Origin of the sequence: Alistipes montrealensis (genome assembly GCF_018362775.1) — a bacterium.
Lineage (GTDB): Bacteria > Bacteroidota > Bacteroidia > Bacteroidales > Rikenellaceae > Alistipes > Alistipes montrealensis.
Map to the genome: position 1 here is coordinate 684,117 of NZ_JAGYXY010000001.1, position 22,767 is coordinate 706,883.

The 22,767-nt window shown below is 57.1% G+C and carries 17 protein-coding genes; 10 read left to right on the top strand and 7 right to left on the bottom strand.

Translation table 11 applies throughout. The features are described from left to right. Window positions 1-84 precede the first annotated feature (84 nt). From KG007_RS02700 to KG007_RS02710, 3 genes are all read left to right on the top strand, one after another. Complete coding sequence (locus tag KG007_RS02700; protein WP_249413225.1) at window positions 85-1,929, top strand: PAS domain-containing sensor histidine kinase; 1,845 nt, start codon at window positions 85-87, stop codon at window positions 1,927-1,929. A gap of 229 nt (window positions 1,930-2,158) precedes the next feature. After that, window positions 2,159-5,554 (top strand): isoleucine--tRNA ligase, encoded by a 3,396-nt coding sequence (gene ileS / locus KG007_RS02705; RefSeq protein ID WP_213347263.1) that lies wholly within the window; start codon window positions 2,159-2,161, stop codon window positions 5,552-5,554. An 80-nt stretch (window positions 5,555-5,634) separates the two neighbouring features. Then, window positions 5,635-6,015: a TraR/DksA family transcriptional regulator gene (locus tag KG007_RS02710; RefSeq protein WP_009598700.1), complete on the top strand. Its 381-nt coding sequence runs from the start codon at window positions 5,635-5,637 to the stop codon at window positions 6,013-6,015. Window positions 6,016-6,282: 267 nt separating this feature from the next. On the opposite strand, the gene KG007_RS02715 is transcribed toward KG007_RS02710, so the two are convergent. Next, a complete protein-coding gene (locus KG007_RS02715) occupies window positions 6,283-8,406 on the bottom strand; it encodes an LruC domain-containing protein (protein WP_213347264.1) in 2,124 nt (707 codons plus the stop codon). A gap of 306 nt (window positions 8,407-8,712) precedes the next feature. Here KG007_RS02715 and KG007_RS02720 point away from each other — a divergent pair, with 306 nt between their 5' ends. After that, complete coding sequence (locus KG007_RS02720; RefSeq protein WP_195458482.1) at window positions 8,713-10,548, top strand: POTRA domain-containing protein; 1,836 nt, start codon at window positions 8,713-8,715, stop codon at window positions 10,546-10,548. A gap of 90 nt (window positions 10,549-10,638) precedes the next feature. Here the strand turns inward: KG007_RS02720 and KG007_RS02725 are convergent, their stop codons facing one another. Next, window positions 10,639-12,591 carry a M56 family metallopeptidase gene (locus KG007_RS02725; RefSeq protein ID WP_213347265.1) on the bottom strand — a complete coding sequence of 651 codons (1,953 nt, stop codon included), beginning with the start codon at window positions 12,589-12,591 and terminating at the stop codon, window positions 10,639-10,641. A 4-nt stretch (window positions 12,592-12,595) separates the two neighbouring features. Beyond that, window positions 12,596-12,958 carry a BlaI/MecI/CopY family transcriptional regulator gene (locus KG007_RS02730; protein ID WP_195458484.1) on the bottom strand — a complete coding sequence of 121 codons (363 nt, stop codon included), beginning with the start codon at window positions 12,956-12,958 and terminating at the stop codon, window positions 12,596-12,598. A gap of 209 nt (window positions 12,959-13,167) precedes the next feature. Between KG007_RS02730 and KG007_RS02735 the strand changes: the two genes are divergently transcribed. The 4 genes from KG007_RS02735 to rpsU all read left to right on the top strand — a co-directional run bounded on the left by KG007_RS02735 (window position 13,168) and on the right by rpsU (window position 16,142). Then, entirely contained in the window at window positions 13,168-13,989 is an 822-nt protein-coding gene (locus tag KG007_RS02735) for an ATPase (RefSeq protein ID WP_213347266.1), read from the top strand. Further along, window positions 13,979-14,788 (top strand): N-acetylmuramic acid 6-phosphate etherase, encoded by an 810-nt coding sequence (locus tag KG007_RS02740; protein ID WP_213347267.1) that lies wholly within the window; start codon window positions 13,979-13,981, stop codon window positions 14,786-14,788. Before KG007_RS02735 ends, KG007_RS02740 begins: the two co-directional genes overlap by 11 nt. Before the next feature lie 6 nt (window positions 14,789-14,794). Continuing rightward, window positions 14,795-15,856, top strand: a complete 1,062-nt coding sequence (locus KG007_RS02745; protein ID WP_213347268.1) for a helix-hairpin-helix domain-containing protein — start codon at window positions 14,795-14,797, stop codon at window positions 15,854-15,856. Between the two features lie 94 nt (window positions 15,857-15,950). Beyond that, the gene (rpsU, locus tag KG007_RS02750) at window positions 15,951-16,142 is read left to right on the top strand and encodes a 30S ribosomal protein S21 (protein WP_010263190.1); all 192 of its coding nucleotides are present in this window, start codon (window positions 15,951-15,953) and stop codon (window positions 16,140-16,142) included. Between the two features lie 92 nt (window positions 16,143-16,234). Here rpsU and KG007_RS02755 read toward each other — a convergent pair whose 3' ends face one another. The 4 genes from KG007_RS02755 to KG007_RS02770 all read right to left on the bottom strand — a co-directional run bounded on the left by KG007_RS02755 (window position 16,235) and on the right by KG007_RS02770 (window position 20,947). Beyond that, window positions 16,235-16,576 (bottom strand): cupin domain-containing protein, encoded by a 342-nt coding sequence (locus KG007_RS02755; protein WP_195458488.1) that lies wholly within the window; start codon window positions 16,574-16,576, stop codon window positions 16,235-16,237. Beyond that, window positions 16,573-18,159, bottom strand: a complete 1,587-nt coding sequence (locus KG007_RS02760) for a pectate lyase (protein ID WP_213347269.1) — start codon at window positions 18,157-18,159, stop codon at window positions 16,573-16,575. The genes KG007_RS02755 and KG007_RS02760 overlap by 4 nt, the downstream gene beginning before the upstream one ends. Before the next feature lie 5 nt (window positions 18,160-18,164). After that, the gene (locus KG007_RS02765) at window positions 18,165-19,751 is read right to left on the bottom strand and encodes a pectate lyase (RefSeq protein WP_213347270.1); all 1,587 of its coding nucleotides are present in this window, start codon (window positions 19,749-19,751) and stop codon (window positions 18,165-18,167) included. A gap of 125 nt (window positions 19,752-19,876) precedes the next feature. Further along, window positions 19,877-20,947, bottom strand: a complete 1,071-nt coding sequence (locus tag KG007_RS02770; RefSeq protein ID WP_195458491.1) for a substrate-binding domain-containing protein — start codon at window positions 20,945-20,947, stop codon at window positions 19,877-19,879. Between the two features lie 261 nt (window positions 20,948-21,208). Between KG007_RS02770 and KG007_RS02775 the strand changes: the two genes are divergently transcribed. Both KG007_RS02775 and KG007_RS02780 read left to right on the top strand, forming a co-directional pair. Next, complete coding sequence (locus KG007_RS02775) at window positions 21,209-21,976, top strand: rhamnogalacturonan acetylesterase (RefSeq protein WP_213347271.1); 768 nt, start codon at window positions 21,209-21,211, stop codon at window positions 21,974-21,976. Window positions 21,977-21,989: 13 nt separating this feature from the next. After that, on the top strand, window positions 21,990-22,763 hold the full coding sequence (locus KG007_RS02780; RefSeq protein ID WP_213347272.1) for a rhamnogalacturonan acetylesterase: 774 nt from the start codon (window positions 21,990-21,992) through the stop codon (window positions 22,761-22,763). The last annotated feature ends 4 nt before the right edge of the window (window positions 22,764-22,767 follow it).

Below are 22,767 nucleotides of genomic sequence, written 5' to 3' on the forward strand. Positions count from 1 at the left end.
TTCTTCCGAAATTAGCTATTTTTGCATAACCATCGAAATTTCGGCTTTTCCGTCATGCACACTGAACGACAAATCCCGCCTGAATTGCTGCAAAAATCACTCGATGCTTCCGGCATCGGATGGTGGCTGCTCGATTTCAGCCGACATGAGATGATCTGCTCCCGACGGGCCGCAGAACTCTTCGGCACGGATCGCACCCGCATATCGTTCGAGGACGTTTACTCGCTGCCCGGAGAGGAGCACCGGGCGCGGATTTATACCCGTTGCGCCGCACTCAAGGTCGTCGACACGCTCGACGAAACATTCGTCACGGCGAACGGAGGCAAATGTGTGCAGACCAAATGCATCGAAGTTAGCAACGATCCGCGGACCGGCGACCGCACCGCCTTCGGAACCGTGCGCAGCGTCGCGGACGGCACGCCCGAAAACGAAGAATCAGCTTCCATCAAAGAAAGCTACAAGGCCATACAACGCAATTACAGCCACCTTGCACAACTGATCGAGCACCTGCCCATCGGTTATGTACGCGTCAACATCCTGCGCGACAAACAGGGCGAAGCGGTCGATTATCTGATCTCCTACATCAACCAGCAGGCTGGCAAGATATTGGGTATCCGTACGCAGGATTACGCCGGAAAAACGGCCCGCGAAACGGGAGCAGACCCCTACGAACACCTTCCGACATTCATGCGGATTCCCTCCCGGGCCTTTTGGGACTACACCTGGAAAAGCCCGGACGGAGGACGTATCTGCCGTTGTTTGATCTACAACACCCCCGGCGACGACGACGAACTGGTCATCCTGCTCGAAGATATTACCGACGCCACGCAAAGCCGCGAACGGCTGGCAGATTTCGAAAACCTGTTCAACATCGTCTCGGACTTCGCCCGTGTCGGCTGCGTCAGCTACAACCCCTGCACGGGCGAAGGCTACGTCAAAGGCCCCTGGGTGGTGAACTACGGAGAACCCGCAGACACGCCCGTTTCACAAATCATCGGGACCTGGCGCAACGTCCATCCCGACGACCGCGCACACCTGAAACAACTGCTCGAACGGCTCGAGCGCGGGGAGATTTCGTCGTGCGCCGAAGAGGTGCGCGTTATCATCCCGAACAAGCCGGTGCGCTGGCTTATGGTCCATGTTCTCTGCCGCGACTACCGTCCGGCAGAGGGCGTAATCGACCTGGCATGCGTCAATTACGACATCACCGAACTCAAACGCACCGAAGAGGAACTGCGCAAAGCGAAGGTGCGCGCCGAGGAGTCCAACAATCTCAAATCGGCATTCCTGGCCAACATGAGCCACGAAATCCGCACTCCGCTGAACGCCATCATCGGGTTCTCGGAACTGCTGGCGAGCGAACGCAACGAAGAGACCTGCAAGGAATACGCCGACATCATCCTGCGCAACAACACCCTGCTGTTGCAGATCATCTCCGATGTGCTGGACCTGGCACGCATCGAATCGGAACGCATGGATGTCGTGCGCATGACATTCGACGCGCGGGATTTCTGCCTGGAAATCGCCGACCTGCTCCGCAGCCAGTGCCATCCCGATGTGGAACTGCGGGTGGAAGAAGGTTTGCCGGAACTCCTGGTTACGGAACACAGGCACGGCCTCAGCCAGATCGTCGGCAACTTCGTGCGCAACGCGTTAAAATTCACAAAAAAAGGCTCGGTGACGATCGGATACCGCCGCCTTTCCGGGGATGTTCGTTTCTACGTCCGCGACACGGGCATCGGTATCGCCCCCAAAGATCAGGAACGCATCTTCGAACGTTTTGTCAAACTCGACACCTTCACCCAGGGGACCGGACTCGGGCTTTCGATCTGCAAGTCGATCGCCGAACAGCTCGGCGGTTGCGTCGGGCTCGATTCCGCCGTAGGGGAAGGTTCCTGCTTCTGGATCGACCTCCCGGCCAGGGGGTAATCCGCGCCCCACACCGGAAACAAGGCTCGCAGCAGGACAAGCGCCCGTTTGCGCACATAATACGGCAATCGGACCTCGAAGCCGGACAGGAAGCGCGGCAGCGGTCAGGCGCCCCATAAGCGGGCGTCCGTTCCGGCATTCTATAAAACGGGGCTAAAAAACCTATTTTTTAAATCTTTTTTATATCTTTGCAAATTGTCATAAAACAGCAAAGAAATTTCTTACCGATATGAAGTTCAAGGAGTATAAAGGCCTCGACCTGGCCGGCGTAGCCGCCGATGTGCTCGGCGAGTGGGACGCACGCGACACGTTCCACAAAAGCATCACGACCCGTGAGGGACACCCCACGTTCGTATTCTACGAGGGTCCCCCCTCGGCAAACGGCATGCCCGGCATCCACCACGTCATGGCCCGTACGATCAAGGACGTTTTCTGCCGCTACAAGACGCAGCAGGGCTATCTCGTGCACCGCAAGGCGGGCTGGGACACCCACGGGCTGCCCGTGGAACTGGGCGTCGAGAAGAAGCTCGGCATCACGAAGGAGGACATCGGCAAGAAAATCACCATCGAAGAATATAACCGGACGTGCCGGGAGGCTGTGATGGAGTTCACAGGCGCCTGGGAGAACCTGACGCGCAAGATGGGCTACTGGGTGAACATGGACGATCCGTATATCACCTACGACAACAAATACATCGAAACGCTGTGGTGGCTGCTCAAGCAACTCTTCGACAAGGGCCTGCTCTACAAGGGCTACACCATTCAGCCCTATTCGCCGGCCGCCGGAACGGGACTTTCGACCCACGAACTGAACCAGCCGGGCTGCTACCGCGACGTGAAGGACACGACGTGTACGTCGCAGTTCAAGGTAGTGCGCGATGCCAAGAGCGAGAAACTCTTCGCGGGAGTCGAAGGCGACCTCTACTTCCTGGCCTGGACCACTACGCCGTGGACCCTGCCGTCGAACACGGCGCTGGCCGTAGGCCCTGCCATCGAATACGTGAAGGTCAAGTGCCGCAACCCCTATACCGACCAGCCGCAGACCGTCATCTTGGCCAAAGAACTCCTGGGTTCCTACTTCACCAAGAAGATGGAGGGAACCTATGAGATCATGGAAGGCGTATGGAAAGGCCCCGAACTGGAAGGCATCCACTACGAGCAGTTGATTCCGTGGGTGAAACCCATGGGCGACGCGTTCCGCGTTATCGTCGGCGACTACGTGACCACTTCGGACGGTACGGGTATCGTGCACATCGCTCCGACGTTCGGTGCGGACGACGACCGCGTAGCCAAAGTCGCAGGCATCGCACCGCTCTTCATGGTCGACTGCGCCGGCAAGAACCAGCCGATGGTCGACAAGCAGGGCAAATTCTTCCGGATCGAAGACCTCGACCCGGAGTTCGTGAAGACGAACGTGGATACCGAAAAATACGGGGAGTATGCAGGCCGTTACGTGAAGAACGTTTACGACGAAAGGCTGTGCGATACCGATCCGACGCTCGATATCGACATTTCGGTGATGCTGAAAGCCGAGAACAAGGCTTTCAAGATCGAGAAACACACCCACTCCTACCCCCACTGCTGGCGCACGGACAAACCGGTGCTCTACTACCCGCTCGACTCGTGGTTCATCCGCACCACGGCGCTGCGTGACAAGATGATCGAACTGAACAAGACGATCCGCTGGAAACCCGAATCGACCGGAACCGGCCGCTTCGGCAAGTGGCTCGAAGGATTGGTGGACTGGAACCTCTCGCGCTCGCGCTTCTGGGGAACTCCGCTGCCCGTATGGGCCACGGAGGACTACTCGGAGGTGAAGTGCATCGGTTCGGTGGAGGAACTGATGGCCGAGATCGAAAAGTCGATCGCCGCGGGTGTGATGAAGGAGAATCCCTACAAGAATTTCAAGGTCGGGGACATGTCGCCGGAGAACTATTCGACGGCGAACATCGACCTGCACCGCCCCTATGTGGATTCGATCGTGCTCGTCTCTTCGAAGGGCGAGCCGATGAAACGCGAATCGGACCTGATCGACGTATGGTTCGACTCGGGCGCCATGCCCTATGCGCAGGTGCACTATCCGTTCGAGAACAAAGCCGGATTCAACCGGGTTTATCCGGCCGACTTCATCGCCGAGGGCGTCGACCAGACGCGCGGATGGTTCTTCACGCTGCACGCCATCGCCTCGATGCTGTTCGACTCGGTGGCCTTCAAGAACATCATTTCGAACGGTCTGGTACTCGACAAGAACGGCAACAAGATGTCGAAACGCCTGGGCAACGCCGTCGATCCGTTCGAAGTGCTCGACACCTACGGAGCCGATGCGACGCGCTGGTATATGATCTCCAATTCGCAGCCGTGGGACAACCTGAAATTCGACAAGGACGGCGTCGACGAAGTACGCCGCAAGTTCTTCGGAACGCTCTACAACACCTACTCGTTCTTCGCCCTCTACGCCAACGTGGACTCTTTCACGGGCCGCGAACCGGAGGTTCCGATGGAGAAACGTCCTGAAATCGACCGCTGGATCATTTCGCTGCTGAACACCCTGGTGAAGGAGGTGACCGAATCGCTCGAAGGCTACGACCCGACCCCGGCGGCCCGCGCCATCCAGGAGTTTGTGGGCGAGAACCTCTCGAACTGGTACGTGCGCCTCAACCGCAAACGTTTCTGGGGCGGCGGCATGTCCGAAGACAAACTGGCGGCCTACCAGACCCTCTACACCTGCCTGGAGACCGTCACGATGCTCGCAGCGCCGTTCGCTCCGTTCATCTCCGACCGCATCTTCACGGACCTCAACGCCGTGAGCGGCCGCCACAAGGACGAATCGGTACACCTCTCGACCTTCCCGAAGGCCGACGAGAAGCTGATCGACGCACGCCTCGAAGACATGATGTCGCTGGCACAGAAAGTATCGTCGATGGTATTGGCCCTGCGCCGCAAGGTATCGATCAAGGTGCGCCAGCCGTTGACCAAGATTATCATTCCGGTGCTCGACCCCTCGACGGCAGAACATATCTCGGCCGTGAAGAACCTCATCATGGGCGAGGTGAACGTCAAGGAGGTGGAACTGATCGAAAAAACGACCGGGCTGATCACCAAACGCATCAAGCCCAACTTCAAAACCTTAGGGCCGCGTTTCGGCCAGTACATGAAGCAGATCGCCGCCCTGACCGCAACCTTCTCGCAGGAGCGCATCGCCGAGATAGAGGCCGCGCCCGAAACGGTGCTCGACCTCGGAACTGCACAGATCACCGTGACGCCCGCCGATTTCGAGATCACCTCGGAGGACATGCCCGGATGGCTCGTCGCATCGGAGGGAAAATTGACCGTAGCGCTCGACATTACCGTCACGGAGGAGCTGAAAGCGGAAGGTGTGGCACGCGAGTTGATAAACCGCATCCAGAATATCCGCAAGGATTCCGGATTCGAGGTCACGGACAAAATCCGCGTCGAGATCGAACAGAAGCCCGTCGTGGCCGACGGAATCGCAAAATTCGCCGGTTACATCGCTTCGCAGACCCTTGCCGTGGAGGTACGCCCTGCCGCCGAACCGGCAGGCGAGGTGGTCGTCGAGACCGATGTGGATGACCAGCCGCTGCGTATCGCGGTGACCCGGATATAAATCCGATTATACAGAGTAAAATTTGGTATATTCGGAAATATTGCTTAATTTTACTTAAACCTTAAAGAGAGTAGACGACTATGGCAGACGAAAGAACCAGATACAGCGATGCCGAACTCGAAGAGTTCAAGCAGCTTATCCTGAAAAAGCTTGAGAACGCACGCGCGGACTACGAGCTGCTGCGCGCCACGATTACCCATACGGCCGACAACGATACGGAAGATACGTCCCCGACGTTCAAGGTCCTGGAAGAAGGCGCTGCAACCCTTTCCAAAGAGGAAAGCGGTCGTTTGGCTGCCCATCAGATGAAATTCATCCGCAACCTCGAAATGGCGCTCGTGCGCATCGAGAATAAAACCTACGGCATCTGCAAAACGACCGGAAAACTCATTCCCAAGGAGCGCCTGATGAAGGTTCCCCATGCAACGGAATGTATCGAGGCCAAAGAGGGCCGCAGATAAACGGAACGAAGAGGAGGCTTAGAGGCCTCCGAATCGGACAGCAAGTGAAAAAGACGACCTTCGGGCCGTCTTTTTTTGTGCCGTACGGGAGGGAAAACGGAGTGCAGAGAAACAAGGCGGTTATAACAGCAGTTGCGGCAATAAAAGAGGACAACGCGGCCATGAAGGGCGGAAAAGATCACAGCGCGAGCAACAGCCGGAATCGCGGCAAGACAAAAAAAGGACCGCCCTTTGCAGGGGCGGTCCCGGTATCACGGCATCGAAGCCTTATTCGGTAAAATGAAGATACCAGTCGGTATTCTCCTTGCCTTCGGACTCCACCCATTTGGTAAAGCCGAGGTAGTGCTTGTAGATGGGCTTCGACTCCTGGGTTACCCGGAAGCCATCCATAGCCTCCACACTGTCGTAGGCGATCTTAACGGCCCACGGAAGCTGCATCCCGCGGTCTTCCCCCTCTTTGGCCGTAATGTTCTCGAACGTGATGTAGAAGAGGCCCAGTTCCGGGTTCGACCGGTCGTGCGTACGCTTTTCGAACCACTCCATGTTAACTTCGGGCGAAGGCTTATACTCGGTGAGGTGCACCTCTTTGCCCGATTCGCCGCCGGCAAGGATAAACGGATTGAACGGAGCGTCGACGTAGGAAGCTGCCGGAATCGGGGTCCGGTAGGTATAGTTGGCCGTGAAGGTCACCTTTTCGGCCTTATTGGCATAATTCAGCAGTTTGTCGGCGACATAGACGATGTTGTTCGTGCGGTCGATCATCGGAGCGGGAGCGCCCGTACCGCCGGTAAAGGTCACATCGGCATTTGCAACGTTGTCGTCGACATAGGCAAACGTGTTGTTCAGCGAAGCGCCCGAGTGGAAAATCGTAAAGTCGACCTTAGCGGAGACGATCTCGTTCTTCGAATTTTTGGTCTTCCCGGCAGCGTATTTGACCACCACGTCGTTCATGTCGAAGTCCCCCTGGAAGGGCCAGATGTCCTCAAAGAGCAGCACTCCCTGATTGGTCACGGTTACAGGCTGGGGATCTTCGGGATCGACATCGGGAACAGGGTCCGTGATGGCGCTCGGCACGGATGCCTGCACATTGAACACCAGGTCGAGGTAATCGCGTTTGGTTTTGTCGCCCGTTCCGTCGTCAAAACCGATGACTACGAAATCGCCGACTTTCAGCACAGCCGTATTCGGATACTGCGTAAGACCCGGGGTCGAATAGTTCGCTCCGTAACCGGTAGCCGGATAACGCACGAGTTTCTGTGTTTCGGGATCGACAGCCAGATTTTTCCTCATGTCGAAACCGTCGCGGTAAAGCACCCAGCCCACCGAAACACCGGCCGGAAATTTATCGTGCATCGCTCCGTCGGCATCCACATATTTCAGTTTTACGCCTTCACCCTTATACATCGAACCGATGTCGTACATATACGAAACCTCGATTTCGAACTTCTGCTCGATAGCGTTGGCGATTGCGATCGTCTGGAACTTGATGTCACCGACGCTTTTCGGCGGGTTGGCCGTGTCATAGCAGTAATAGGCCAATACATTGTGGTAAGCGCCCCAGTTCTGGATAAAGATCAGGTCCAACTCGGTCTCCTTCGAAACATGGATATCGCCCGAAGAGAGGAACTTATCGTCGACGATTCCCATACCGTCGCCGGGCAGGGCCGTGCGAATGGCGTTCATGACATCGCCCGATATTTTCAGTGCATCCTTGCCTGCGGCATCGCTCCCGAACCGTGACTTGTCGACATAACTCATATCAGCCGGCCGGCCGAAAAACTTGACCTGCTCACCGTTCGCAAGCGTCGTGACAGCGCCGTCGATACTCATGTGCCACTTGCCCAGCGTCAGGGTCCGGGACGTATACGCTTCGGGCTTGAAATAAGCAGTCTGAACCGTATTCATCGGAACGGATACGGCCCGCGTCGATTTTTTCGCAGCAGCACCCGTGGCAGCGGTTCCGGAAATACCGACAGCGACGGGTGTCGAGATCCGGCCGTTCTCCACCCGGGCAACCCGGAACCGCGAATCGACTCCGGCATACGGCGTGTAAATATAAATTTCCTTCACGTAGGCAGGAAGCGCCAGCGGTTGGTTGTAGGAGCCTTTGGAATCCGTAAAGCCCTTTTCGATAGGTTCAACGCCCTTTTTCAGAACTGCCTGGCCATCGCCATCGGTTTCAAAGGGGTTCTCAGCATAGACCTCAAAACCGACGACATAGCCCGCAGGCGTATCGTAGCTGAAGTTCAGATTGGAAGTCGAGACAGTCTCAAAATTGAAGACAGGACCATTTACTTTTTCGGACGGGCCTGTGCCGACCGAATTGTCCTTCACACAGCCGAATTGTACAAAAGCGGCCGCTAAAAGCGACAGTAGAGACGCAACTCTCATAAATAATTAGTTTTTAGTAAATAACGCCACGTCGATAATACGATATCGACCGGGCAAATGTAAATATAATTTTGCCAATTCCGCTCTTTTTCTGATCACATCCGATAAATATTTTTACCGATAGCGCTATCAATTTTACTTATACCCCGCTGCAATGCATTCCGGGGCAGAAAACTCCGATTCTGAGCCATATCCGCGATCTATACCTGCCGACGGTACGAAATAAATGCGGCTGACAGGGTCCGAATCCTCAATTTAGGCCTTTGGGCCGCACTTTTTGCCAAAAAATTCCGTTATCTTTGAACAATGTTCGTTCGGTTTTGCATATTCGTTCTGATCCTGGCTGTTACGGAAACCGTTGTTTTTGCCCGCACAGCAGGTCCCGGTATGCACACGCCCGACCGTTTTACGCCGGACAGCGCGCGCGTGGCGAATCCCGACGCATCGGCACGCAACCAGCGCCTGTACGACAGTATCCAGTCGAAAACCAGCCGCCGTGCCGTACCCCGCATGCTCTACCGGATGCTCTTCGTAAAGCCCGTGCTCGACACGACGATGAGCGGTCGCGTAACCGACGAAAGCCGCCTGCTGGAGCCCTACACCGGGAAAACCATCGGCGACATCACCATCGAGCGGGAACAGATCTTCGAACCCGGCGGCAACTGGCTCGAACGCACGGCCAACAAAACCCACATGCTCACACGCGACCGCGTCATCCGGCGCGACCTGCTGTTCAGTCCCGGCGACACGCTCAATCCGCAGCTCATCGTGCGCAACAAGCAGTTGATCCGCTCACGCGGCTACATCGCCGACATCGACGTGACGGTGCTCCCCGATTCGCTGGACTCGACGCGTGTAAACCTCCACATTACCACACGCGACAGTTGGACCATCTCCGTCGACGGAGGAATCCACTCCGAAGGACGCACGATGGTCGGCCTCTCGGACGCCAACATCTTCGGCTCGGGCAACAAACTCAAATTCATGACCAACTTCAGCCGCAAGGACTTCTCCTACGGCGGCAACATGGTCGAATACGAAATCCCCAACCTGCTCGGAACCTTCTACACCGCAGAGTTCGGCGCCGGGCGCGATTTTTACAACTCGACGCTCAACATGGGGCTGCGCAAGGAGTTCCTCAAGCCCACGGACTACGAAATCGGCCTTACGTACAGCGACATCAAGGCCAAGCGTTACATGATCGAGCAGGACACGTCGCTGCTGGTGAAGGAGCGCAACCTCGACGCCTGGGGCGGCTATTCGCATTACCTGCGAAGGATCAAATCGAGCGTTTACCTCTCGGGACGCTACAACTACCGCCGCGTCAGCCGCAGGCCGCTCGTGGCCCCGGATTTCAACCCCGCGCTGCACGACCAGGACGCCCTGCTGGTCAGCGGAGGTCTCTACCGCGAGAAATTCTACACAGCCAACATGATCTACGGATTCGGTACGCGCGAGTACCTCGCGGCGGGTTACAAAGCCGAACTGACGACGGGCTATTCGTGGGGCGAATTCAACGACGCCCTGTACCTCGGCACAAGTTATGAAACGGGCGGATTCAGCAAACTGGGGTACATCATGGGCGGCTTCACGCTCGGAAGCTACATCGACCTCGACAACGGCATGTGGCAGCGCAGCGCCATCGATATCGACCTGAGGTGGTTCTCGAACCTGTTCCTGTTCAAACGCAGCCGTATCCGCCAGTTCCTCGCCTTCAACTACACGCAGGGCTGGAACCGTTCGACGGGCAGCGACGAGAGCATCCGCTTCACGCGCGTCGACGGACTGCAGGCCCTCAAAGAGTATATCATCGGAACCAACCGCATGATCCTCAACACCGAAACGGTGGTATTCACCCCCTATCAACCGTTGGGATTCCGCATCGCCGTCTTCGGATTCGCCGACTTCGGACTGATCGGCTACTCGCCCAACATCTTCAAGAACGACTTCTTCACCTCGTTCGGACTGGGCGTGCGGCTCAGAAACGAACGGTTGGTGTTCAACACCATCCAGATACGCCTGGGCGTGGCCTTCGGCAAACGCGGGCTGGTCGAGAGCGAGTATTTCCGGCTCTCGAACTCGACGCGCATGGAACAATACCGCTACCGCCCGACGCGGCCCGAAATCGTCGAATTCAAATAAAAAGGCACAAAAAAGGGGAGGGATCAAAATTTGATCCCTCCCCTTTCGTGAACTTTTTATTTTGCTTATGGTATTGGTTATAAGCCTTTCCTATTTGCGGGCGCGAATCTCGACTACGCCCTTATGCCCCTTTTCGCCGTAACGTTTCACGGCCTCATCGCCTTTATAGACGGTCATCCGCTTGATCCGGCCCGGCTTCAAAGCGTCGACATCGGCCTGCGCGGCCTCCTTGCCATTGATGTAGATCAGCGCGCCTTCGGGGAAAGCGCCGCTGACCGTTACCCGGCCCGTGGTGACCGAAACCGAATTCTCCGGTTTCCCCTGGACGGTTATCTTTTCGACACTCCCGGCGGTTTCATCCAGGGCTTTCCGCGTTTCGGACAACTGCGAGGCTGTCTCTTTTTGGGCCGCTTCGAGTTCCTTCTGGGCCTGGTCCAAAGCTTTCTGAGCCTGCTTCCAAGCGTCCGAATCCATGTACTTGCGGGCTTGCTTCAGCCCCTCACGGGCGGCTTCTATTCCGGCGGTCCCGGTAGAGAGGGCGGCATTTGCCGTTCGCACAGACATCTCCTTTGCATCGGCGGCACGCTTGGTCGTAATCGTTATTACGCCGTCGTAGCCCATGTCCGCATATTTCGAAGGCATCGAGTTCTCCTTAAGTACGGAGATATTTTCGATCTCATTCGGATCGACCGAGTCGATCTCATAAACCTGCACGCCGTCGACAATATAAGCCGGATTCGATTTCAGCGACGAGTTGCTTTTAACCGTAAACTGATACGACTTCGCAATTCCGTCGGTATTCAGTTCGACCGTTCCGCCTTTCGGCCTCGTACCGTAACCGATCACCCGCACGCCGTCCGCCCTGTCCTTTCCGGCAGTATCCGTCCGGATGATCTTCACGACTTTGCCCTTCAGCCCCGCAGCCTGCACCGCACCGCCCGGTTCGCCCGTTTTTTTGAGTTCTACAAGAATCACGCCGTCTTTGCCTTTATCGCCGTAAGTCGCTACAGCCGTCGAATCCTTGAGCACGGAAATCGACTCGATACGGTTGGCATCGAGGCTGTCGAGCGTCTTCACCTCCCGACCGTCGACCAGAATCAACGGCTGTTTCCCGTCGCCCGAAAATTTTACCCCCGAAACGCGGACCGTAACGGTTTCTTTTTTACCTTTGTCTTCCGGAAAGACATACGCGGTTCGGGCGAAGGCCCCGAGGGCGACGCCCATTAACGGCAGGAGAAGGAGCGCTTTGGCTCCGGCCCACCGCGACGATTTTTTGCACAACATCATGGTAATACGATTTTTAAGTTTACTGTGATTGAAGCTGTTGGCGACTGAGTACCACCTCCCGCCGGCAGCTTTCTTTATTAATAACAACTGATAACTCCGGGCATCGACGCCGCTGTCGAGCACGGCCTCGTCGGCTTCGTATTCGTGGATGGCCCGCAGTTCGCGGCGCAGCAGCCACATCGCCGGGTTGAACCATTGCAGGCAGCCCGCAACGTCGGTCACGATCAGGTCGAACGAATGACGCAGCCGCAGGTGGGCCCGCTCGTGGAGCAGGATCGCATCGCCGTTCTCGGCCAGGTCTTTTTCGGACATCACGATATAGCGTCCCCAACTGAAAGGCATTACGGCCTGTTCCGTACGCACCAGCACGGCCTTGTCCTCCAGCCGTTCACGGCGTCCGCTGCGGATCAGGCGCAGCACCCCGACGAGCGAACAGAGCGTCCACAGCAATGTTGCGGCGGCCCCGACAAGGAATGCCGCCCCGGCCAGCAGTTCCCACGGAAAAGGTTCGGGAAGCGGCTCCGCCACGGTTGTAGCCACAACCCCTTCTTCTGCCGGGAGTTCCGGGAGGACGGGCATTTCGCGATAGACCGTAATCACACACAGCGGCAGGACGAACGAAAGAACCATTGCCCCCAACACCACGATCCGGTTGAAGCGGTGGAATGTCTCACGGCTCAGCAGCAACTTGAAAAAGAGGTAGAAAACAGCCAGGCAAACGCCGACTTTCAGGCTGTAAATCATCAGGTCGTACATGGCTTTACCGGTTTTGGTTTTCGATACGGTCGATCAGTTCGCGCAGTTCACGGACCGAAATCTTCTCCTCTTCGACCAAGGCCGAGACGGCTCCGAGATAGGAATTTTCGAAATAACGGTTGATCACGCTGCCGAGCGTCGAACGCGAAAACTCCTCTTCGCTCACCACCGGGTAGTACTGGTAGGTGCTGCCGAACGAATTATGGCCGACGTAACCTTTGGTTTCGAGCGCGCGAACCATCGTCGAAAGAGTATTGAAATGGGGTTTGGGATCGGGAGAAAGAGCGACCAGTTCGCGTACGAACAGCGGTCCGTGCTCCCAGAAGCAGCGCATCAGTTCTTCTTCCCTGCGTGTCAGTTTTTCCATAGCGTCATACCGTTAATCTTGCATCGGGAAAGGGCGCATATCCGGCCCGGAAACCCGGAAACCTCCCATTACCCCCGTAACCCAACTCTTACATGAGCAAAGGTAACTAAAAAATATTCACATGCAACTATTCGACATAGTTTTTTAACTAAAAAATTTAGTTAATCTGTTTTTTCCGGATTTTCAAGATTAATACGTATATTTGAATCATGGTACTCATAGCAGACAGCGGATCGACCAAATGTTCGTGGATAGCCGGCGACGGCGCACACCCGGCGCAACTGCGCACGCGGGGAATCAACGCCGTGCAGCACACGGCCGAACAAATACGCGAAGTCCTCGGGGAACTGCCCCCATGCGACGGCGTGACGGCCGTGCGGTTTTACGGCGCGGGATGCGGCCCGACCTTTCCGGAAGCCAGCGAGAAATTGCGCCGGGAGTTGGAAGCACACTTCAAAACGGACGACATTGCGATCGAATCGGACCTGCTGGGCGCCGCACGGGCGCTCTGGGGCCACGGGGAGGGCATCGCCTGCATCCTCGGCACAGGGTCCAACTCCTGCTGGTACAGGGACGACCGGATCGTGCAGTACGTCTCCCCGCTGGGTTACGTGCTGGGCGACGAAGGCGGCGGAGCCGTATTGGGGCGTAACCTGGTGAACGGCATCTTCAAGGGGCACATTCCCCTGAAAGAGGAGTTCCTTGCGGCACACGGGCTGAGTTACGAGGAGATCATCCGCCGGGTCTACCGCGAACCTTACGCCAATCGTTTCCTGGCCTCGTTCGCACCTTTTATATATGCACACATAACCCGTCCCGATATCCGGGAGATGGTACTCGCATCGTTCCGCGACTTTGCGGCCCGCAACCTGAGCCGTTATCCGGCAGGACTCCCGGTATCGTTCGTAGGCGGCGTGGCGGCCCATTTCGAAGCGTTGCTGCGCGAAGCGCTGGAAGCGGAGGGTTACCGCGTGGAAACCATCGTAGAATCGCCCGCCGAAGGGCTTTTGAAATACCATCATGGAACATAGAATTACGGAACAGGCCTCGGTTTACGACGACCTGCAGCAGATGTCGGTACACGACATCCTCACGGGTATCAATCGCGAGGACGCCCGCGTGCACGAAGCCGTGCGACAAACCATTCCCGTCATGGAACAACTCGTCGAACGCATCGTCGAACGCATGCAGCGCGGCGGCCGGATATTTTACATCGGCGCCGGGACGAGCGGCCGGCTGGGCGTCACCGACGCTTCGGAACTGCCTCCGACCTACGGCGTGCCGTTCGATTTGGTGATCGGGCTGATCGCCGGAGGCGACGGAGCCCTGCGGCGGGCCGTGGAACATGCCGAGGACGACACCGAAGGAGCCTGGCGCGACATGGCGCCCTACCGCCCCACGGCCGACGATACGCTGATCGGCATTGCGGCATCGGGAACGACGCCCTACGTAATCGGCGGCCTGCGCGAAGCGCGTCGTCACGGGCTGCTGACGGGATCGGTCACCTGCAACCCCGCTTCGCCCGTAGCAGCCGAAGCGGAATATGCGCTCGAAGCGGTCGTAGGACCGGAGTTCGTGACCGGTTCGACCCGCATGAAGGCCGGAACGGCCCAAAAGTTGATGCTCAACATGCTGTCCACTGCCGTGATGATCCGCCTGGGACGCGTCGAGGGCAACCGCATGGTAAACATGCAGTTGACGAACGACAAACTCGTGGCGCGCGGCACGCGGATGGTGGCCGAGGCTTCGGGGCTCGACGAAGCCGAATCCCGGAAACTGCTGCTCCGCTGGGGCTCGGTGAAACGGGCATTGGAACACGTAACGGAATAGGTTAAAATGGCAAACCTCTTTTCCAACCGCGAAATACGCGCGATAGCGGTATTCCTGCCGCTGGCCGGGCTGCTGATCGCAGCCCTGCAACTCGTGCGCCCGGCGGCCGATCCGGCTGCGGCACGCCTCGCCGAAGCGGAGATGGAAGAGGCAATGCCCGCAGACAGCGTCGTAATGACGCACTTCGACCCCAACACAGCCTCGCTCGACGAACTGCGCCGGCTGGGGCTGACCAAACACGAAGCGGTAAGCCTGCTGAAATACCGCGCAGCGGGGAAGGTATTCCGCATTCCCGAAGACCTGACGCTCTGCTACGGCATCAGCGACTCGCTCTACCGGAAACTCGAACCGTGGGTCCGCATCGGCCGCAAATATGCCATTGCGCCCCACGAATACCGCACCGAACGCATCCTCCCCGAGCCGTTGGCTCCCCGTCCGTTCCGCATCGACACCGTGAGCGCCCGTTACCTGCGGGCCATCGGAGCCCTGTCGAAACGACAGGCCGACGTGTTCATCCGCTGGCGGGACCTGAGCGGCATTTACGACATGGAGGACCTGCGTGAATGCTATGTCGTGAGCGATTCCGTGGCCACGGCGCTGGAACCTTACGTCATCTTCCCCGAACGGAAGGTCTCCCCGATCGAACAGCCCGTCGAACTGAACACGGCCGATTCGGCGGCGCTGCGGTCGGTTACGGGCATCGGACCCAAAACCGTGGTGGCGATCATGCACTACCGCGAACGGCTCGGCGGATTCGTCCGCGCGGAGCAACTCGCAGAGGTTCCGGGAGTCAGGGAACGTAACTACGAAAGAATTTTGAAACAAATTTACTGCGATAGTTGCAAAATTCGGAAAATTGATATTAACTTTGCAAGCCCGAAAGTGTTGGGGAGACACCCCTATATAGCACCGCAGGCATTACGAAAATTGCTGAAAGCAAGACAGTTGAAAGGAGGTTGGAGTACCGCTGAAGAATTAGTAGAACAGAACATATTGACCCGCGGGGAGGCAGCACGGCTGGCTCCGTACCTGCAATTCGGGTCAGACAGCGGACCTGCCGACGAGTAAAACGACCATTTTCGGGGAAGATGCATCCAGGATGTACACCCCGCAATTTTCAGACGAAAAAACGAATTTAAAACAATAAAAAACAAAGAATATTATGATTATCATGCCGGTAAAAGAGGGCGAAAACATCGAGCGTGCCCTGAAGAAGTTCAAACGTAAATACGAGCGCACGGGCGTCCTGAAGGAGCTCCGCCGCCGCCAGTACTTCACCAAGCCTTCGATTGCGAAGCGCGAGGCGATGCAGCACGCCGTATACGTGGAACACATGTACCGCGACGAGGAATAGGCCCTACGGGCTTCCAAAAACGGACGACTCTTTTCTGAGTCGTCCGTTTTTCTTTGCGGCAGGATATCCCGACACCGGGAATCGGGAAGGCCTTACTTCAAAAAATCGGCCCGCAGGGGCGAAAAGATGTCGAGGATCGTCCCGGCTTCGAGACAAAGCAGTTCATGCGGCTCGTCCGGGGCGACATAATATCCGTCGCCGGGACCGAGCAGCCGCCGGTCCTCTCCGACACAGGCTTCGAAACGCCCGCTCACGACATAGGTAGCCTGGGAGTGGTAATGCGTGTGCCGCGCACCGACGGCGCCTTTTTCAAAAGCCACTTTCACCACCATAAGGTGCGGATCGTAGCCCATAATCTGGCGGCGGAGTCCTTCGCCGCAGGATTCCCACGCCGTTTCGCTTTCGGGAATAAAGGTGTTGCTTCGGGTTTTCATCGGTCTTGGTTATTTGCGAGCGATGCGATCAGCGTCGCCATGTTATCGATATAAGTCTTCAGGCAGACGCCTTCCACCGGTTCGGCGACCAGCGAAGCCGTGTTGTGCGGATCGCCGAGGGTCTGCTCGTAGGTATCGGGAACCGGATCGTCGGCATGCCCCGGTCCGATATAGGGGACCAGCACCCAGTTCAGCGGTCCGATCCAACGGCCCTCGCCGTCGAGCGAGGAGAGGATGTCGCCCACGCGCGCTACATCGGCGGCGGCAATGGCCGGGGTATGGTAGCGCGGCAGTTCCAGACGGCCGTTGCCCAGCAGCGGGGAGTCTTTGGTGGCTTCGGCGACGGGAAGTGCGCAAAGCGCATCGTACTGCCGCTGGAGATCGTCGATATTGATTACGACGAGCGCGGCGTAATGACCGATGACGTTGTGCGGATTCTGGTCGATATAGTAAGTTCCGTTATCCACGTGTAACCCTTTGCGGTGCATGTACAGCGGCGTAAGCGTCCCGGGCTTGACGAAACGCGGACAGAGCAGGCGTCCCTTCCCCGGCTTGCGGCCCAGATCGGCCGCCGAAGCCTCGTCGAGCGCTGCGGCACGCAGGAAATCAAACGCCGCGGGAATGCCGTCGAGGAATTTACGATCGCCGGTCAGGCGGTAGAAATCCATCAGCAGGCGGATGCAGTCGCGGGTGCGGACGGTGGAGACCGCCGCCGGCTCGAAGTCGCGCGCCTTGGCAGGCGTGAGGTCGAGGTAGTACTGATCGGCCCAGCCCGCCGCGGGGGTTCCCTGCTGAAGGGTCCGCACGCAGTTCATGGCGCGGATCAGCGGCTCCGTGGCCCGGGCGTCGCCCATCACATAGGCCACGTGCATCAGAATCTCGATGTTATTGGGAATTACGTCGTCGTTAAACGTGATGCAGGCCGAATAGTCGGGCGTGCCGTCAGCATCGGGATGGTCGTCCATCAACGGCCAGCGCTGGGGCCATCCCCCGACGGGATACTGGCTTTCGAAGATCATCCCGATAGCCTTGTCGAGGGCCGGCTTGAACTGCGGGTCGTACTTTTCGAGGTAGATACGCATCAGGAAATTAAGCGCCGAGGCTGTCACGTCGTCATCGAAGGTGGCATTGCCGTAATAATGGCCATGCTCGCCCATGCCCCACGCATTGCGGCCAATGGTCTCGAACCACCGCCGCTCGGAGGCCGCCCCGGCCAGATCGAACTTGTAGTTCCAGCCTCCGCAGGGAAGCTGCCCCCGGATAAGGATACGGGCCGAACGCACCGCCATGTCGTAATAGAATTCGTCGCCCGTAGCGTGATAGGCGTCGATCATCAACTGCCCCACTTCAGGCGTGCCCTTCTCGACCCAGACCATGGTGGGATAAGCCTCCAGTTCGCCCCAGCGGCGCGAAAGGTCCGTGGTGTAGTTCCAGACGAACCCGCCGTCGGTACTCACACGGTCGTACATGAATCGGGTGGCTTTTTTCATAGCCGGAAGCACCTTTCCGGAGTCGTTTTTCGGCGCAGCGACAACAGCCGACAGTCCGGCCGATAATAGGATCGACAATAGAATACGTTTCATTCGGTTCAGAGTTTTGCTTGGTTGTTCTGTGCATTGGCAATCGTTTCGACCAGGCTGTTCAGGTAACATTCGAGCCAGGTATAGCCGCTTTCGGAGTCAATTTTCGCAGCATCCGCAGGATCGGCTGGATCGAGTCCGTGCTGCTGCTCCCAGGCATCGGGAATACCGTCGCCGTCGCTGTCTTCCGGGACGGACGACTGCCGGTACTCGGGCCAGCCGCCGACGGCACGCTGCGTATCGACGAAGCCGCCCGTACTGCCGTTGCCGCCGTCCGTCACGGCAGCCGTTCCGGTACGCACGTCGCGGACAATGCGTTCGTCTACGGCGTCCCTCACATGCGAAGCTCCGGCCCACGCCAGCACGAGCGTATAGGCACGCTGCGCGTCATGCGTCGTGGTATGGCCTTCGCCGAGGCCATTGACGGGCATCGGTTCATCCAGCAACGCTCCCTTCTCGCCGCCGGTCTTCGCATAACGAACCCCGTCATAGTTCGACCGCGTGATCTCGCGGTTGCCCTCCATGACATTCCCGGACATGTAGAGCGCGGGATAAGCCGATTCGTAATAGACTTGTTCCTCCTTGTTATGAAGGTCCGGCGTACGTCCGTAAGCGGTGATAAATGCCGCCGGACCCTTAGCCGGGGTCGCCGGACCGGGCTTGTAATAGTTGCCTACCATGTTGAAACGCCCGCCTTCGCCGCCGTAGGTATTGTTGGAGCCCCAGTTGTAGACGACGTTGTTCCGGAAATCCACCACGCCGCGGAAATCGTCCAACGCTACGTTGGGCAGGTACAACAGCGGATGGTCGAAACGCGGATTGCGGCTGTCGTGCGAAGCGAGGAGATTATGGTGGAACGAGGCGTTCTTACCGCCCCAGATACCGCCGTAACCGTGACTGCCCTTGGCGTGCAGCGAGCGGCGCAGGCTCTCGGAGAGGATGCACCACTGCATCGTGAAGTTTTCGTTGGCATAAAAGGAGGCGCATTCGTCGGTGCTCCAACTGATCGAACAATGGTCGATGAGGATATTGCGGTGGTAACGGCCGCCGAGGGCATCTTCGTCGTGCGCAGCAACCCCCATTTCATCCCCCATACGGAAACGCAGGTAACGCAGGATAACATTGTCGGCCCGCACGGCCACACCGAAACCCGCGATGCAGATTCCATCGCCGGGAGCGCTCTGCCCGGCAATCGTCACATCGTTACCCGTGATATTCAATCGCTTCTGGAGACGGATGACACCGGAGACCCTGAACAGAATCGTCCGGGGATATTTGCGGGTCACGGCCCAGCGCAGCGATCCCTCCCGGTCGTCGTCATCCAGGCGCGTTACATAGAGCACGCGACCGCCGCGGCCGCCCGTGGTATACATGCCGCCGCCCTCCGCACCGGGAAAAGCCGGAAGCGACACGGCCGGCTGCGGAGATTCCGCAGCCGGAACGCCAGGCACGCAAACGGCCGGGGAGTCCGTCCGGGAATGCGACGAAGTCCGCCCGACAGCCTGCGGACCGATATCTTCCATGTGCCGCCACGAAATACCGGCCATCGAAACAACCGGAACGGTAAGCAGCAGGAACAGAAACAGTTTTTTCATATTTTTATCGGTTTTTCAGGTAGTTTCAGGCCTTTCGCGTCTTCGTTAACGTTAACGAAACAGGAAAACAAAAATACGACAATAAATCCGGTTTCCAAAAAATTCGGACCGGAACAGCTTTTTTTTTACTCTTCGGCGAGGTAGAAATCGACATTATAGCGTGTCAGGATATCGATCGTGCTGAAATTGTCGCGGCGACGCGGACGCTGCCGCAACACCAGAAAGTCGATCAATGACTTTACAGCTTTAAACGCCTCTGTATCTGTACGCTCTGCGATAAGCACAGAGATCGTACCATTCTTCAGAGCCCGTATATTTGCCTGAAGCATATCGAAGCCCAGCAACTTTTTGTCCCGGATTCCACGAATTTCCATCCAGTCCGAAATCAAATGCGCACGCGAATTGAACGTGATGATATGCTTTACATCGGGGTGTTCCTCGAAAAAAGCATCGAACAACCGCATGTTATAGAGGAAATCAAAGGGCGACATCGAACAGTCGGTGAGTGTGCAGCCGGGATTGTTGTCTTTCAAATAGGCCAAAAACCCCCGATGGCGGTTGAGCGTCGAATCGTTGGGAGGCGCCTCTCCGCGGTCGATATTGAAGCTGACAACCTCTTTTACGGCCGAATCATTACCCACAAGCAGGTCTGCGGCCAAATAGCCGCTCTCGAAAAGCGGCATGCCGAAATAAGCGAGGTAGTCGGTATTTTCCGGCTTCGTGTCGATATATGCGACCGGAATCGATAACGATGTCAACTGATGCACCAGACGGATGGTCTCTTCCTTATAAATAGGTGCAATGAAAAGGGCGTCGGGCTGCACGCCGATCGTATTGCGGCAGGCCCCGCGAAACGACTCCAACTCGAACTGGTTGTAGTAAAAAATCTTCAGGTCGATATTGAGCCCCTGCGACTGTTTTACGGCCCTGGTTATCCCATTATAGACCAGTTCCCAATACTCGCCGGTCTGGAAATAAGGGATGATGGCAACGATAGTGAACTCTTTCCTGCGCGACAGGATAGAAGCGTATATATTTGGTTTATAGCCTATTTCGTTAATTACTTTGAAGACCTTCTCCCGGGTTTTTTCCGAGACGCCCTCGCGGTTGTGCAACACGCGGTCCACCGTACCGATCGACACTCCGGCCGCCTGCGCGACCTGCTCCATCGTTGCTGTTTTATCCGATTCAATCATAGCCGACAACCTGATAGATTTGGGTTGAAAAAGTAGATTCTTTGAGTTTAACGAGTGTAAATATATCATTTTTTTTACGAAAAATTTGCATCTGGACTGAATAAATTATAGATTTGTAAACGTTAAAATATTCCAAAAAGCCTTTTACGCCCGACCACCAAAAAATCAACATATTTACAACCAACAATTTACACCACAATTAAACTCTAGAATAAAAACCGTGTACGTTAACGAAAATAAACCGAAAGAAACTTCAGTTCTATGAAAACCTCCCGATATTTCGGAATTCTCTTCGCCGCAGCCCTGCTATTTTCCGCAGGCGCATCCCGCGCCCAACAACGAATGCGGCTGTTCACCATCGGCGACTCGACCATGTCCTATAATAACAGGCCTTATGATCCGGCCTACGACCGGGGTTACGGCTGGGGCGACGCACTCAAACGGGTATTCGACACGACACGCCTCGAAATCCATAACTGCGCCCGCTCGGGCCGCAGTTCGAAAAGTTTTATCGACGAAGGGCTTTGGGACAAAGTGCTCGCACAACTGATGCCGGGCGACTGGCTGCTGATCCAGTTCGGCGGCAATGACCAGAAAACCGATCCCAAGCGCCATACCGACGCCGAGACCTCGTTCCGCGACAATTTCCGCCGCTTTATCCGCGAGGCCCGCGAAAAAGGCGCCCGGCCCCTGCTGGCAACGTCGGTCGTACGCCGCCGCTTCGACAAGGAGGGAAAACTGATCGACACTTACGGCTCCTACATCACGGCTGTCGAGGCCGTCGGAGCCGAATGCAACGTTCCGGTCATAGACCTCAAAACGGCTACGTGGGAGCTGGTCGAACAGGCCGGCGTCGAAGGTTCGAAGCGCTATTTCAACCATATCGAACCGGGCATTACCGAACGTTTCCCCGAGGGCAACGCCGACAATTCGCACTGGAACTACGACGGGGCCTACGAGGTGGCCCGGCTTTTCAGCGCCGAACTTACCGAAACACGGCATCCGCTTGCCGCCTACCTGCAGAAATAAACCGTATACAACTATGAAAACTCTAAAACTTTTCCTCTGTGCATTGCTGCTGCTCCCGGCAGTGAAGGTCCTGGCCGAAGGCCCGGCGACGCTCTACACCATCGGCGACTCGACGATGGCCGAAAATACCAAGTGCGACGAAGACCCGGGCGATCCGGGCCGCGGCTGGGCCGAACCCCTGCAACGATTCTTCGATCCTTCGCAACTCGTCGTGCGCAACTGCGCCGTTTCGGGCCGCAGCACCAAGAGTTTTATCGACGAAGGCCGGTGGCAGAAGGTTCTCGACCGCATCGCCCCGGGCGACCTGCTGCTGATCCAGTTCGGGCACAACGACGCCAAGAAAAGCGACCCGAAACGTTACACCGACCCCGAAACAAACTTTAAGGAAAACCTGCGCCGTTTCGTCAGCGAAGCCCGTGAAAAAGGCGCGACCCCGATCCTTGCAACCTCCGTCGTACGGCGGCAGTTCAACAGGGACGGCACGCTGCGCGATTCCCACGGACGTTACGTTCCGGCCGCCGCCGAAGTGGCTGCCGAACTGAACGTTCCGCTGGTGGATATGAACCGCCTGACGGGCAAACTCGTCCAGAAATACGGTCCCGAGGAGTCCAAGAAACTCTATCTCTATGTCGAACCCAACGTCGCCGAACGCTTTCCCGACGGCAATGCCGACGATACGCATCTCTGCGTCCGCGGAGCCGAGGAGTTCGCAGCGCTCTTCGTCGAAGCCTGCGCCGCCTCGCACAACCCGCTGGGCAAATACGTGAACCCAACCCCCAACCGATAACCAA

What these genes read in the sequence shown, in the direction of transcription:
- KG007_RS02745 (WP_213347268.1), top strand. Translation starts at nt 14,795, where the DNA reads ATGGCAAACCTCTTTTCCAACCGCGAAATACGCGCGATAGCGGTATTC.
- KG007_RS02735 (WP_213347266.1), top strand. Translation starts at nt 13,168, where the DNA reads ATGGTACTCATAGCAGACAGCGGATCGACCAAATGTTCGTGGATAGCC.
- rpsU (WP_010263190.1), top strand. Translation starts at nt 15,951, where the DNA reads ATGATTATCATGCCGGTAAAAGAGGGCGAAAACATCGAGCGTGCCCTG.
- KG007_RS02715 (WP_213347264.1), bottom strand. Translation starts at nt 8,406, where the DNA reads ATGAGAGTTGCGTCTCTACTGTCGCTTTTAGCGGCCGCTTTTGTACAA.
- KG007_RS02720 (WP_195458482.1), top strand. Translation starts at nt 8,713, where the DNA reads ATGTTCGTTCGGTTTTGCATATTCGTTCTGATCCTGGCTGTTACGGAA.
- KG007_RS02725 (WP_213347265.1), bottom strand. Translation starts at nt 12,591, where the DNA reads ATGTACGACCTGATGATTTACAGCCTGAAAGTCGGCGTTTGCCTGGCT.
- KG007_RS02755 (WP_195458488.1), bottom strand. Translation starts at nt 16,576, where the DNA reads ATGAAAACCCGAAGCAACACCTTTATTCCCGAAAGCGAAACGGCGTGG.
- KG007_RS02765 (WP_213347270.1), bottom strand. Translation starts at nt 19,751, where the DNA reads ATGAAAAAACTGTTTCTGTTCCTGCTGCTTACCGTTCCGGTTGTTTCG.
- KG007_RS02730 (WP_195458484.1), bottom strand. Translation starts at nt 12,958, where the DNA reads ATGGAAAAACTGACACGCAGGGAAGAAGAACTGATGCGCTGCTTCTGG.
- KG007_RS02710 (WP_009598700.1), top strand. Translation starts at nt 5,635, where the DNA reads ATGGCAGACGAAAGAACCAGATACAGCGATGCCGAACTCGAAGAGTTC.
- KG007_RS02760 (WP_213347269.1), bottom strand. Translation starts at nt 18,159, where the DNA reads ATGAAACGTATTCTATTGTCGATCCTATTATCGGCCGGACTGTCGGCT.
- KG007_RS02740 (WP_213347267.1), top strand. Translation starts at nt 13,979, where the DNA reads ATGGAACATAGAATTACGGAACAGGCCTCGGTTTACGACGACCTGCAG.
- KG007_RS02775 (WP_213347271.1), top strand. Translation starts at nt 21,209, where the DNA reads ATGAAAACCTCCCGATATTTCGGAATTCTCTTCGCCGCAGCCCTGCTA.
- ileS (WP_213347263.1), top strand. Translation starts at nt 2,159, where the DNA reads ATGAAGTTCAAGGAGTATAAAGGCCTCGACCTGGCCGGCGTAGCCGCC.
- KG007_RS02770 (WP_195458491.1), bottom strand. Translation starts at nt 20,947, where the DNA reads ATGATTGAATCGGATAAAACAGCAACGATGGAGCAGGTCGCGCAGGCG.
- KG007_RS02780 (WP_213347272.1), top strand. Translation starts at nt 21,990, where the DNA reads ATGAAAACTCTAAAACTTTTCCTCTGTGCATTGCTGCTGCTCCCGGCA.